We start from the raw sequence: 13,272 nt of genomic DNA on the forward strand, positions 1-13,272 counted from the left end.
CAGCAACAATAGCAATTAAAGGAGAAGTATTAATAACAATTTCCCTTGTGTTAGGCATTTTCTATATCAGATAATAATTCCTCTGCACTTAAATCAATTAATGGCACTCCATAATCATTTAATTTGAGGATAAAAGTTACTCTCTCTACTCCCACTAATGCCGCAGCCATACCAGAAGAAAGACGTTTCATTTCATATAGTTTAACTGCCATTGCCCATTTTGCTTCTTGTTCAAACTGTTCTCTAGTTTTACCAACAGCATCAGGTAAAGTTTCAGGGTAGTTAATTTTGAGTTGCAAAGACATAATTTATAAGACAGCTACATGATTAATTATACAGTATATAGCTTGTGAGTCTAGATTACCTATGCAATTATGGCTTATCCTAATCTTTATTTTCCAATTTATGATAAAATATTAATTAACCCTTATTCTAAAGATGAGGTATTGATGAAAAATACATTAACCAGCTTATCATCTTCTCTCTACAACCAAGACTTTCATCTTTGGGTAGAGTCAACGATTGAAATATTACAACAAAAAAGATTTGCAGAATTAGATATAGAAAATCTAATTTCTGAAATAGAAAGTATGGGAAATAATGATAAAAAATCAATTAAAAGTAACTTGAGAATTTTGTTGATGCACCTTTTGAAATGGCAATATCAACCAGAAAAACGGACAAATAGCTGGCGTACAACCATTAAAGAACATCGTAACCGTTTAGAAGATGATTTTGCAGCTAGTCCGAGTTTAAAGAATTATTTTTTAGAAGTGTTTAATGAATGTTATCAAAAAGCCAGAGATTTAGCAGCATCAGAAACAGGTTTATCTATCTCTGTTTTTCCACTAGAATGTCCTTTTGATACTAATTTAGTTCTCAAGTCTGATTTTTTTCCAGAATAATTTTAAAAGCCAGATACATAATTAATTGTACAGTATTTATCGGGCGCTGGTGTAGTTTGTAGAAGAGATAGCGCAATCGCTGTTTCTTGGATGCCCGTACCCCTACGGGGAAGCAAGCTACGCGTAGCGTCTCCTCAAGGAGAAGGGCTTTTGTCAGTTGGCTTATCCTAGAAAAGAGGACAACAATAAATTATGTCTTAGTTTTTTGTCCAGAAGTTCGTGAAGAATTTCATAAGATTATTTAAGCATAACTGTCTTTAATTGGGAATGATTTTTTGTAATTTCTTACTTACCTCCACATCAGTTTCCAAAAATTCATTAGCTTGAAGAATTTCATACAGATTTACATTTTCTTCTAACAAACAAGCATGACCGCTATCAGGTAATAATACTGTCTTAGTATTAGGTAAAATATCATCTAATCGTTCTACCTCACTGACAGAAGGTAAAAGACGATCGCTTCCCCCTGCAATTAATAACACTTGTTGCGTTAGCTGTTGCAATTTTTCCTGATCAACATTAAACTCTCGCAATAACCATAACCGCCAGTTAATGGTTTCTGGTGGGACTGAACGCATAGCTTTTAGCAGTTCATGGCGATCGCTACTAGACATCCGTGGTAAAGATGCCAAAAACGGTAACAGTCCTAATGCACCAACATCATAAAACCATGATGGCACTAAGTCAGTTAATTGAGATAATGAGTTCAGCCAAGGACGTAGTTTGAAAGCTGAAGCGGGATTAATTAAAATAATGCGTTTAAATAACTGTGGTGATCGGGTTGCTACTTTCATCGCCAAACAACCCCCAAATGACTCACCACACAGGTAAACTGGTCGGTGGCAGCTTTTTTCTAATTCTGAGTGAATTAAGTCTAAAACGTTGTTTGTTAGCACATCCCAGGTAGTGAGGTCTTTCCTGGGGATCGCCAAGCATCGAACATCGAAGCCAAGTTCTAATCCAGCCGTTTGCGATCGCAACAATTGACCAGTTCCATCCATCCCTGGTAAATAAACAAACAGCGGATACTCTAGTTGTACTCGTTTCGGTGTCAGAAAACAAGGTTTAAGTTCAACGTGTGCCATTTTACAAATGTGTGTCTTCATTATATTAACCTTGTTTAACTTTACCGTTTCATTCACGCTGATGGGGAGATCGGCGGACAAGAGATGCGGGAATGCGGAGAAAATTACCAATTACCAATCATTAATCATCAACCTTTCCAGACAAAAATTAGTCAACTCTGAAATCTTGATTACAGAATTGAGTGCAGATTCTAAGATTATATATAAATATATGAAAGCACTAAAATTACCCTTCACACTTTCATTCAAGGTTGGTAATTGATGATTGAAAATAAATATTTAGAAAAACTATTCTCTGTTTCCTTGCGAATAAAAAAATTGGTGCAGCTGGCAAACTTCGGCATTTTTCTGTGATTTCGGAGAAGATAAATAAATCCTGAGATTATCCAGAATATTTTTTCTCAAAAAATCGCAGTTAATCTTGATGTGATTTTTACATTTCTTTACTCTATTTTAGAGCATCTTCATAGAATGTCTAAATTACAGATTCAACTATATTTTCTGAATTGGGGTTAGTGTTTCGTCTATCAATACCATTCCATTTTAAGAATCAGTGCCATAAACTGCTGACACCATGATCTTTAGCAACTATTATCCCTAATGGGACGATAAATTAGCTGGATTTCTAGATATTAGATAACAATTCTTGAGTTGAGGAACTTTGCTAATATTAAATGGTAGTTTGAAAAAATGAGTAGCCATGTTATATAATTACGTGGTTTTACCGCATTAACGAAGAGAGAAAACGGTTTAATAATTTGTTTTTTAATTTTGCATGAATCTAGTGAATAAAACAGAAAAGACATTTGCACTGACGACACCTCTATACTATGTAAACGATGTTCCTCATATTGGCAGTGCTTACACAACAATGGCTGCGGATGTAGTGGCACGGTTTCAGCGCTTATTGGGACATCGAGTACTGCTAATTACGGGTACAGATGAACATGGACAAAAAATTCAGCGGTCAGCAGCTAGTTCTGGAAAAGCACCACAAGAATTTTGTGATGAAATAGTACCCAGTTTCCTGAACTTGTGGCAGGTTCTCAATATCCAATATGATCGCTTTAGTCGCACCACCGCTGCTAACCATCACGCAATTGTCAAAGAATTCTTCCAAAGAGTTTGGGAAAATGGCGATATTTACCAAGGACAACAAAAAGGTTGGTACTGCGTATCCTGTGAAGAATTTAAAGAAGAACGGGAACTGCTCGAAGATAAACGCTGCCCCATACATACTACCAAGGAAGTAGAGTGGCGAGACGAGCAGAACTACTTCTTTAGACTATCCAAATATCAAACCCAATTGGAGGAATTCTATCAGTCTAGACCAAATTTTATTCAACCTGCAAGTCGGCGGAATGAAGTCCTCAACTTTGTGAATCAAGGTTTACAAGACTTTTCGATTTCGCGGGTAAATCTCGATTGGGGTTTTCCAGTACCTGTAGATTCTAAACATACCCTTTATGTTTGGTTTGATGCGCTGTTAGGTTATGTCACAGCATTGTTAGAACCTGATGCAGAACCGACTTTAGCCAATGCCTTAGAAAAATGGTGGCCAATTAATCTGCACCTCATTGGTAAAGATATATTGCGTTTCCATGCAGTTTACTGGCCAGCAATGCTGATATCAGCAGGTTTACCCTTACCAGAGCGAGTTTTTGGCCATGGATTTTTGACTAAAGATGGTCAAAAAATGGGGAAAACCCTAGGTAATACCCTAGATCCTGTAGCGTTAGTTCAACGTTATGGTAGCGACGCAGTTCGTTATTACTTCCTTAAGGAAATCGAATTTGGCAAGGATGGCGATTTTAATGAAGTTAGATTCATTAATGTTCTGAATGCAGATTTGGCAAATGATCTAGGTAATTTGTTAAATCGCACCTTAAACATGGTGAAGAAATACTGCGCTGGTAAAGTGCCGTCAATTGCTCAGTCAGCTATCCCGGCTGAAAATTCTTTAAAAGCAATTGGCTTAAGTCTAGGAGAGAAGGTGAAACAAGCCTACGAAACACTAGCTTTCAATGAAGCCTGCCATGCTGTTCTGTCGCTGGTACAAGCCAGCAATAAGTTTATTGATGATCAAGCTCCTTGGACATTATATAAACAGGGAAAGCAGGAAGAAGTTGAAGCAGTGCTGTACACGGTTCTTGAATCAGTGAGACTAGCAGCTTATCTCCTCTCCCCGATTATTCCCAATATCAGCAGTGATATTTATCAGCAACTCGGCTGGGGAATAAACTTTAACGATCAAACAGAAAGTTTAATTATTGCGCCTTTTACTACCCATGCAACATGGGGCGTATTATCCGATCAACAACAGTTGGGTACACCTCAACCAGTTTTCAAGCGGATAGAAGCTTTAAAAAATGATTAGTACTTTCCATTTTTGATTTACGCAAAAAATTTGATCGGGGCTTAATTAATCAGCCCCGGAAAATTATCATAAGCCACTCTAACAAGTATGTAAAAGTTAGCGATTTCTATCAAAAATAACAAGGATAAAAACTGAGGTATGAGAACAATGTTGAATAATTTGGAAAACGACTCAATATTTACGCCAGAGCAGGTTTTAGAAAATCGCGGTCGTGTGGCTATATTTATTGATGGCTCCAATCTATTTTATGCGGCGCTGCAACTAGGAATCGAAATTGATTACACGAAGTTGCTGTGCCGTTTAACTGGGGGATCAAGGCTGTTGCGTGCTTTCTTTTATACGGGAGTAGACCGAACCAATGAGAAACAGCAGGGATTTTTGCTGTGGATGCGTCGCAACGGCTATCGAGTCATTGCTAAAGATTTGGTACAGCTGCCAGATGGCTCAAAAAAAGCTAACTTAGATGTAGAAATAGCTGTGGATATGATGGCGCTGGTCGATTCCTATGATACCGCAGTTTTAGTGAGCGGTGACGGCGATTTGGCTTACGCGGTAAATTCCGTCAGTTATCGTGGTGTGCGGGTTGAGGTGGTGAGTTTGCGATCGATGACTAGTGATAGTTTAATTAATGTGAGCGATCGCTATATCGATTTAGAAGCCATCAAAGAAGATATTCAAAAAACACCCCGTCAAAGCTATCCATATCGACCTTTAGCTGGGATGGGTTTTTTGGATGACCATCGAGATAGTGAAGGACATTTAGAAATTCCAGAATAATGCAATATCAAGAAGGCAGGAAGAATGAGGGAGAAAATTCTACAAAAAGCAGGGAACCAGAGAGCATTGAGCAAGGGGACAATAAATATGGAGATTTTAACTCCGGCTCATCTTTCTCTTTTTCACCCTTGCTTCTTTGTTCAAAACTTCTGAGGAGAAGTAAAACCAACTCCTCCTGCTTCCATTTATGGAATAATTTACAATGGCCAGTCAATTGGTATTACTTACCTTTAACTTTATTTTTGGTCATTGGATTATTTTCTTGTAGTAATCAATCATCTACTAAATCAAATAATGATGATTCATATCCACAAAAAGTAGATAGTAAATTGACTTTTTTTGGTGTTGCTTTAGAACAATTTGATGAAGTTGGCAGACCAATTTGGAAAGTCAGAGCTAAACAAGCAAAATATACCAAAGAAAAGGAAATAGGTGAAGCCGAAAATCCTGATGGTGAACTATACCAAGATGGCAAAGTAGTTTATAAAATTAAAGCTGATAAAGCCGACATCCAGCAAGATGGCAAACAACTGTTGCTCAAAGGGAAGATTATCGCTACAGATCCTCAGAATGGCATTGTTTTGCAGGGAAATGAATTAGAATGGCGACCAAAAGAAGATTTATTAATTGTTCGCAATCAGCTAAATGGTACTCATAAACAGTTGAAAGCTGTAGCACAGGAAGCAAGAGTTAAAACCCGTGAACAGCGTGTAGAATTCTCCGGGAAAGTGGTAGCAAATTCTACTGAACCACAATTGCAAATGCGAACTGAGCATTTAGTTTGGCAAATCAAAGCCGAAAAATTAATTAGCGATCGCACAATCGAAATTGACCGTTACAAAAATAATCAAATTACTGACCGTGGTAAGGGAAATGCCGCAGAAGTTAACTTAAAAACTAAAATTGCTACTATTCAACCAAAAGCCCAGATACAATTACTAGATCCACCGATGCAAATAACTAGTAACTCTATCACCTGGAATATAACTCAAGAAATGGTCACTACAAATTCACCCTTGCGCGTTTTTCACCAAGCTGAAAATGTGACAGTGACCGGTAATCAAGGGAAAATGAATATCCCACAAAAAATAATTAATTTAATCGGCAATGTCAATGCAGTGGGACAACGTCAGCAATCTTTAAAATCAAATATACTCACTTGGGATGTAGACAAAAAACTTCTAGAAGCCCAGGGAAATGTCGTTTACCGCCAAGTTGAGCCAAAATTAACTTTCACAGGTGAAACAGCCGTCGGCAACCTGCAAACAGAAAATATCACCGTTAACGGTGGTACTTCTAAAGAGAGAGTGCTAACGGAGATCATTCCCCAGGATGGAGGTTAGGAAGGGACACGGGGATGGGGTGATGGGGAGATGGGGAGATGGGGAGATGGGGAGACGCGGAGACGGGGAGACGCGGGGACGTGAGGAAAATTAAGAATTACCTGTCACCTGTCACCTGTCACCTGTTCCCTGTTCCCTGTTCCCTGTTCCCTATTTACGAACTTTTCAACAAGATTTCATTTCGGCTCCCTGCACCTAATTGTGGTAAAGAATTCTTAGGAGAGTGGGGAGCAAGGGCATGAGGTATGCCGGCAGATACTTGCAATTGTTTGACGAGGTGTTGCAAAAGTTTATCCTGTTCAGCACGGAAACCCGATACATTACCACCACGATTGATGATCGCAAACCAGACTAAACCGCGATCGCGTGTGGGTACAACTCCGGCTAAAGCACTCACATCATTAAGAGTGCCAGTTTTCATTACAGTCGCAATTGGTAGGTGTCTAGCGTGCAGTGTCCCCCGATCATCAAAGCCAGACATAGGGAATAAGTCACCCAGAGTTAACTGATGGGCTGATGCTTCTCTTTGCAGCGCCATTAGCATAGCACAAGCTGCTCTAGGGGAAATACGATTTTCGCGTCCTAGTCCAGAACCATTAATTAACTGAATTTCCGACTGTGGTACTTGAGCAAGATTAGCGGCCGTGGCTTTAACTACAGTTGCTCCCCCCACTGTATCCGCTAACATTTCTGCAATATCGTTATTACTGTAAACATTCATCTCCTTAATCAGTTGCTTTAAGGGTAAAGAGCGATGACGTACCAGTAAGGTTTGTTGGGGTTTGGGCTGTGCTTCTACTTTAACAGTACCAGCAATAACAACTTGGGGCTTGGGTGTTCCCTTAGGCATGATTGAGTATTGGTAAACCACAGAACGATTCCAAGTCTTGTGATTCAGGGCTTGCTTGAGCAATTGACCGGCCAACAGGGGCTGACGTTGAAAATTCATGGCAAAATTGCCAATAATTACCAAATTTCCCTTTACTTGCTTAATGCCGATTTTGTTGAGAGTATTACCAAGAGCGATCGCTTCTTCTCCCACAAACATCGGATCATTACCACCTGTAATCACCAAATCACCCTGTACTACGCCATTGACTACGGGGCCTGTTGCACTGATCAAAGTATCAAATTGATGGTCTGGACCCCAAGTTTTAAAAGTGGCTAATGAAGTTGCAATCTTAGTTAAAGATGCAGCTGGTAAAGGTATAGTCCCTTGGTGATTAGCCATCAGCATAGGACCTGACTGCAACCAAATACCCTGATGTGGCATCAGATTCTGGGCTACCAACTTCGAGGTAATCAACTCCTTGAGATATTGCTGCACTGTCATAGCACCTGCTGGATTAGGATCAGGAGCAATAACAAAGCCAGGGCTACTTTGCCAAGCCAATGCATCTAAAGCATCTAAAGGCTTAATCTTCACTCCAGCCATGTCTAGCCAAAGCGAAACCAAACCTGAACCTAATAATTCCAGCATATTTAATTCCTCTATCTTGTTTCAAATTTTTATATTGTTTACTTTGCTGGGCTATCACGCCTTTGAATTGGAGTTTTTTGCACTGGGAATGCTTTTCAAGTAGAAAAGTAGTCAATAATGGACAGCTTAATATACAAGCTGTATTTATGCTAATCAGCAATAAATAAAGCTTATGCTACGCCGTCTTTTAGAATCCAAAATCTAAAAATCTAAACTCCAAAATCCTATCAACATACTAGTCATAGTTTTCACCAAACGTATTTGCTTACCCTCTTTACCCTACTTAACTTCAGCCAGTTTTTTTAATCGAGTAGAGCTTACTTCCTTTCTGGGTGTGCTGCTTCCTCTTCCGAAGGAGTACCCATTTGATTAATGGCTGCAATCATCTGATACAAACGCCCTAAGTCTCGCTGATTGAAGTATAAAATTAGGCGAGGTAATTCAGATGTTTCATCTTGTCCTTCTTGAGGTAATGTCTGACTTTTTGCGATTTTGCCCTTAACAAGAATGTCCTTAAAGTCAGTATTTAGTCGTTCTACGTCAGCATCTGATAAATCTTGTCTCAGACGGATGACTAACTGATCACCTACATAGCGACTAGAGTGATAAACCTGGTAAAACTGGGTAATTGCATTACAAGCAACTTCCAGATTATCTGTGATGGTGTATAAACTAGGATCATCCGGACTAACAAGCCCTGTTTTTACCAATTGCTCATCAACATATTTACTCCACGAGCGCCAGTAATCACCACCAGGGGTATCTATTAAAACCAAAGGAACTGGACCAAATTTTCCTGTTTGGCTTAATGTCATACATTCAAAAGCTTCATCTTGAGTGCCAAACCCACCGGGAAATAAAGCCACAGCGTCACTTTCTTTGAGCAGAAATAGCTTGCGAGTAAAGAAATATTTGAAGTGAATCAGTTTCGGATCACCTTCAATAAAAGGGTTGGCCTGTTGTTCAAAAGGTAACTGAATATTTAAGCCAAAAGAATTTTCTCGCCCAGCACCTTCTTGCCCCGCCTGCATGATACCACCACCACCACCTGTCATGACCATAAATCCCAATTGAGAAACAGCGCGAGCAAACTGAAGTGCTATCTGGTATTCAGGGGTTTCTGGTGCTAAACGGGCAGAACCAAAAATAGTGATTTTGCGAACATGACGGTAGCCATAAAAAAGCTGAAAACCGCCTTCCATGTCTGCTAAAGCGGCGGATAATATCTTCCAGTCAAGACGCTCAATTTCACTATCAGCTAGACGAATTATGGTGGCAAGTGCCTGTTGGATAAATTGCCGATGTTTTAAGGTCGGTAAACGATCTATCAATTCAGCCATATCGGCTTGGAGAGACTCTAAGTAGTCAAACGACGCAGATGAGGTCATGAGAATAGCCGTAATGATGGCATTATATTTTATCTAAATTTTGTGCCTAATTTGTCAGAAAAATACTAAAACTCCCGTGAGATTAAATTTTGAATTTTCAAATTGTTATGATGATACAAAATAATCAGTAGTTGTGCAAAATAAATTCTCTACTTGGGATAGGGAACAGGAAAATCTTAGTTGGGATAAAATAAGGGGATTTTATTTTGAGTAAATATTTTTTAATTCCAAAACTTTAAATGATTGGCATCAAGAAATTTGAGATTAATGAGGGTTTGCTGATAGCGTAGCTTGGCGTAAGCCATAAAAGTCTTTTCGTTAGGGTCAGGAGTCAAAATTCAGAATTAGAAGCATTAAGAATAATTCAAGGAAAGGAAAGTGATTGGTTTTTGATGGGTTTAATGTCTATTTTTTGCACCTGACAAAGCCGTTTATTCCCCTCAATTCCTTGATTTATATACGTTTTATGGTTATATGCCTAACCACACGATCCGCGAACAGGGACCCCTAATTACGAATTACGTTGGCGTAGCCTGCTGTAAGCATTATTACGAATTATTTAAGTTTGATTTTTGAATTATCCCCACATTACCAAATTGCCAGAAATTAATCCTAGTATCCCAATAAAGTATGGATGTATCTCGTTAAAGAGACACATCCCTCTTATTTGAAAATAAAGTTGTCCAGAGACACGAATTTTGCGCCTCTAAAACTAGCTGATAAATATTCACCTAACACTAGATCAAATGGACAACTCAATAGCATTTTGTAAACGATTGAGGTTCAAAGATACTTCTCTAAAGTAGTAGCTAATGTAGTTTTCGGCACAGCACCGACAACCATATCTACTTTTTGTCCATCTTTAAAAATCATTAATGTGGGAATGCTGCGGATACCATATTTACCGGCAACTTGAGGATTCTCATCAGTATTGACTTTTACTACCTTGAGTTGACCTTCATACTGCGATGCTATTTCATCGACAACAGGAGCTACCATCCGGCAGGGGCCACACCAGGGAGCCCAAAAGTCAACTAAAACAGGTACATCGCTATTAATTACTTCTTGATCAAAACTGGAGTCTGTGACTTGTGTAGCTGCTGACATGCCTAAAAACCTTTGCCTATTGTATTTGATGAGTTTCGTGAAAATTCTACCATAGCAAAAACGGATGCTCGAAAGCTAAGAATGTACATTTGCAAAGAAGCTATAAAATTTATGCATGATCATAAGGAACCGCCCGAACAGTAGTCCGGGCGGAGTGTGGTGTGAGGAGTGAACGGAAACATGCGTCTCCGCTATTTCTATTGTAGGCGACATATAGGATTTTTCCAGTGATTGTTGAGGGCGCTGGAAAAATTTTTTGGTGGCAGGTGACAGAGGGCAGGGGGCAGTAGGTAATTATTTCTCCGCGTCACCGCGTCTCCCCATCTCCGCGTCCCCGTTCCCCAGTAGCTTTACTTACCCATGCCTAATTGTTGGGCTTTTTGATAGACTTTGCCTTCGGTTAACAGTGAAGGAGCAATCACAACTTCAACTTGCTGCATTTCTTTAATATTTTTGGCTCCTAATGTACCCATGCTAGTTTTTAAGGCTCCGACTAGATTATGAGTCCCATCATCTAGTCCAGCAGGACCCGTGAGTATTTGCTCTAGAGTACCGGTAGTACCCACACGAATACGAGTACCACGAGGCAGAACTGGGCTTGGAGTGGCCATGCCCCAATGATAACCCCTTCCTGGGGCTTCAGCGGCTCTAGCAAAGGGAGAACCAATCATGACACCATCAGCACCGCAGGCGATACACTTACAAATGTCTCCGCCTGTAATTAAACCACCATCAGCAATTACAGGGATATATTTACCAGTTTCCCGATAATAATCATCTCGGGCTGCGGCACAATCTGCGATCGCTGTTGCTTGTGGTACACCCACGCCCAATACCCCACGAGATGTACAAGCAGCACCAGGTCCAATTCCCACCAATACTGCCGCTGCACCGGCTTTCATCAAATCCAATGTGACTTCATAGGTTACACAATTGCCCAGCGCCACAGGAATGGGCATAGAACGGCAAAATTCAGCTAAATCAAGGGGAATGATCGACTCTGGGGACAAGTGGGCTGTAGAAACTACCGTAGCTTGGATAAAAAATAAATCCGCCCCAGCTTTGGCGACTACTTCACCAAATTTACTAGCACCGGCTGGAGTAGCACTCACTGCCGCAATACCGCCTTGTTGTTTAATTTCCTGAATACGTTTTTCAATTAATTCCGGCTTTATTGGTTCGGCATAGAGTTCTTGCATTAGGGCCACAAATTCTTCTTTACCGACGGAGGCAATCCGATCTAAAATCGGTTCGGGGTCGGCATAGCGAGTTTGGATACCCTCTAAATTAATCACGCCTAAAGCGCCTAACTGGGACAAACGGACAGCCATATTGACATCGACAACACCATCCATTGCACTGGCAATAATGGGGATTTCTCGTTCAATATTGCCAATAGTCCACTTAGTATCTGCCAAACTCGGATCGAGTGTTCTGTTACCGGGGACTAGAGCAATTTCATCAATTCCATAAGCTCTACGAGCTATTTTTCCCCGCCCAAGTTGAATTTCCACGCTTTCACTTTTCTCAAATCTGTTTAAGCTAGGGTATCAAATTGTGGGGATATTGGCAGGGATTTTTTCTAGGAGATAGGGTATGGGGGACTGGAAATTGGTTTTTCCTGAATTCCGAATCCCCATTTATCTTCTATTTTTAGCTTGATCTGCGCCTGTATAGCCAGTCGCTACCCACAGAATAGCTCTAGCTCCATCACGGATCGATTTTTCAATGGGTTCTGGCGATTTTTGTGAAGGAACTGACACGGCTTGAAAATAAATACCCCGACTACCTAAAATAATTTCACCGATAACACAAGCACGACGCATATGAAAGTCGGAAGTAATTAAATAAACTCTTTTAATGCCGCGAGATTTCAAATCATCTACCAAGGTAGTAAAATTAGTAACTGTATCTACGGCTTCATAGTCCAAGTGCAAACGCCGGGGATCAACTCCTGCTTTGGTAAACACTTGTTTAGTATATGTAGGTGGACTACCTCCAGTAATCCATATCGGTATATTGGGATGCTTACGCGCAAAATCTGCTGTAAATTTTTCCCTTTCTAAACTTCTCGTGGAACCACCTAAAACTAACATTGCTTGCGGTTGTACAAATTGGTTTTGTACTTCTTTGTATCCCCACCACAGTAAGAATGGTAGAATAAAAGACATAAGTCGCAAAGATTTACCTGTAAACAGTAGCTTATTCAAGGCTCTATAAAGTAAGTCTGTGAAGACCAGGATTTTCTCTAAAAATTATAAAGTTATGCAGAGTAGGAAGTTTAAGCAAATTATACCCAAATTAAGATTTGGCAAATTTTTATGTGGATATGTATTGAACTACACCATAAATATAGTAATGCTATCTTTGATGAATTATACTAACCCATATTTGAAAATATATCATAGGGGTGGAAACCCATTTCTTGATTGAATTTTTTTAGATCATGAAAATAAACAGGATCTATTTTGGAAACTAATTAATATATTCATTTCACCTTCATGCACTGATGTGAATTGTTACTGAGAAGGTTGTTAAAATTTTAGCCCTCTAATAAATGAAATGTTCATTCACTATAAATTTTATCCGGAAAAATTGTGGTGAATCATCAAATTTTCCCTCTCCAAGACGAATTCAGAGAGGTTTTTGATCACAAAACTGCACTCGATGCTGCTAAAACTAAAAACATCTGAGCTTGCAGTAAAAATACGGGACTGGTGCGACTTGAACGCACGACCTGACGCTTAGGAGGCGTCCGCTCTATCCAACTGAGCTACAACCCCAACTATGAAGCATTTACAATTATAGCA

The 13,272-nt window shown here is 39.7% G+C and carries 11 protein-coding genes and 1 tRNA gene; 4 read left to right on the top strand and 8 right to left on the bottom strand.

Annotated elements, in window-relative coordinates; all coding sequences use genetic code 11:
* Positions 1–50: 50 nt before the first annotated feature.
* A complete protein-coding gene (locus tag H6G59_RS10560) occupies positions 51–305 on the bottom strand; it encodes a UPF0175 family protein (RefSeq protein WP_190714154.1) in 255 nt (84 codons plus the stop codon).
* Positions 306–449: 144 nt separating this feature from the next.
* Between H6G59_RS10560 and H6G59_RS10565 the strand changes: the two genes are divergently transcribed.
* Positions 450–905, top strand: coding sequence for a DUF29 domain-containing protein (locus tag H6G59_RS10565; RefSeq protein ID WP_190714156.1), 456 nt, complete (start codon positions 450–452; stop codon positions 903–905).
* A 257-nt stretch (positions 906–1,162) separates the two neighbouring features.
* Here the strand turns inward: H6G59_RS10565 and H6G59_RS10570 are convergent, their stop codons facing one another.
* Entirely contained in the window at positions 1,163–1,990 is an 828-nt protein-coding gene (locus tag H6G59_RS10570; protein ID WP_190714455.1) for an alpha/beta fold hydrolase, read from the bottom strand.
* 775 nt (positions 1,991–2,765) lie between these two features.
* On the opposite strand from H6G59_RS10570, the gene metG reads away from it, so the two are divergent.
* The 3 genes from metG to lptC all read left to right on the top strand — a co-directional run bounded on the left by metG (position 2,766) and on the right by lptC (position 6,487).
* On the top strand, positions 2,766–4,367 hold the full coding sequence (gene metG / locus H6G59_RS10575; protein WP_190714158.1) for a methionine--tRNA ligase: 1,602 nt from the start codon (positions 2,766–2,768) through the stop codon (positions 4,365–4,367).
* 147 nt (positions 4,368–4,514) lie between these two features.
* The gene (locus tag H6G59_RS10580; protein ID WP_016950273.1) at positions 4,515–5,144 is read left to right on the top strand and encodes a LabA-like NYN domain-containing protein; all 630 of its coding nucleotides are present in this window, start codon (positions 4,515–4,517) and stop codon (positions 5,142–5,144) included.
* Positions 5,144–6,487 carry an LPS export ABC transporter periplasmic protein LptC gene (gene lptC / locus H6G59_RS10585; RefSeq protein WP_190714160.1) on the top strand — a complete coding sequence of 448 codons (1,344 nt, stop codon included), beginning with the start codon at positions 5,144–5,146 and terminating at the stop codon, positions 6,485–6,487. Before H6G59_RS10580 ends, lptC begins: the two co-directional genes overlap by 1 nt.
* Before the next feature lie 154 nt (positions 6,488–6,641).
* Here the strand turns inward: lptC and H6G59_RS10590 are convergent, their stop codons facing one another.
* From H6G59_RS10590 to H6G59_RS10615, 6 genes are all read right to left on the bottom strand, one after another.
* Entirely contained in the window at positions 6,642–7,967 is a 1,326-nt protein-coding gene (locus tag H6G59_RS10590) for a D-alanyl-D-alanine carboxypeptidase (RefSeq protein ID WP_190714162.1), read from the bottom strand.
* Positions 7,968–8,284: 317 nt separating this feature from the next.
* Positions 8,285–9,355 carry an LOG family protein gene (locus tag H6G59_RS10595; RefSeq protein WP_190714164.1) on the bottom strand — a complete coding sequence of 357 codons (1,071 nt, stop codon included), beginning with the start codon at positions 9,353–9,355 and terminating at the stop codon, positions 8,285–8,287.
* Between the two features lie 783 nt (positions 9,356–10,138).
* Positions 10,139–10,492 carry a thioredoxin gene (gene trxA, locus H6G59_RS10600; RefSeq protein ID WP_277872038.1) on the bottom strand — a complete coding sequence of 118 codons (354 nt, stop codon included), beginning with the start codon at positions 10,490–10,492 and terminating at the stop codon, positions 10,139–10,141.
* Between the two features lie 320 nt (positions 10,493–10,812).
* Positions 10,813–11,976, bottom strand: a complete 1,164-nt coding sequence (locus H6G59_RS10605) for a GuaB3 family IMP dehydrogenase-related protein (protein ID WP_190714166.1) — start codon at positions 11,974–11,976, stop codon at positions 10,813–10,815.
* 126 nt (positions 11,977–12,102) lie between these two features.
* Entirely contained in the window at positions 12,103–12,633 is a 531-nt protein-coding gene (locus H6G59_RS10610; RefSeq protein ID WP_190714168.1) for a YdcF family protein, read from the bottom strand.
* Between the two features lie 538 nt (positions 12,634–13,171).
* Positions 13,172–13,245 (bottom strand) — tRNA-Arg (locus H6G59_RS10615).
* Positions 13,246–13,272: the final 27 nt, after the last annotated feature.

The organism is Anabaena lutea FACHB-196, from assembly GCF_014698305.1.
In the GTDB taxonomy this organism is placed as follows: Bacteria; Cyanobacteriota; Cyanobacteriia; order Cyanobacteriales; family Nostocaceae; genus Anabaena; species Anabaena lutea.

Bases quoted from the DNA above. Each gene is read 5' to 3' on its own strand.
- H6G59_RS10560 (WP_190714154.1), bottom strand. From the start codon at position 305: ATGTCTTTGCAACTCAAAATTAACTACCCTGAAACTTTACCTGATGCT.
- H6G59_RS10565 (WP_190714156.1), top strand. From the start codon at position 450: ATGAAAAATACATTAACCAGCTTATCATCTTCTCTCTACAACCAAGAC.
- H6G59_RS10570 (WP_190714455.1), bottom strand. From the start codon at position 1,990: ATGGCACACGTTGAACTTAAACCTTGTTTTCTGACACCGAAACGAGTA.
- metG (WP_190714158.1), top strand. From the start codon at position 2,766: ATGAATCTAGTGAATAAAACAGAAAAGACATTTGCACTGACGACACCT.
- H6G59_RS10580 (WP_016950273.1), top strand. From the start codon at position 4,515: ATGTTGAATAATTTGGAAAACGACTCAATATTTACGCCAGAGCAGGTT.
- lptC (WP_190714160.1), top strand. From the start codon at position 5,144: ATGCAATATCAAGAAGGCAGGAAGAATGAGGGAGAAAATTCTACAAAA.
- H6G59_RS10590 (WP_190714162.1), bottom strand. From the start codon at position 7,967: ATGCTGGAATTATTAGGTTCAGGTTTGGTTTCGCTTTGGCTAGACATG.
- H6G59_RS10595 (WP_190714164.1), bottom strand. From the start codon at position 9,355: ATGACCTCATCTGCGTCGTTTGACTACTTAGAGTCTCTCCAAGCCGAT.
- H6G59_RS10610 (WP_190714168.1), bottom strand. From the start codon at position 12,633: ATGTCTTTTATTCTACCATTCTTACTGTGGTGGGGATACAAAGAAGTA.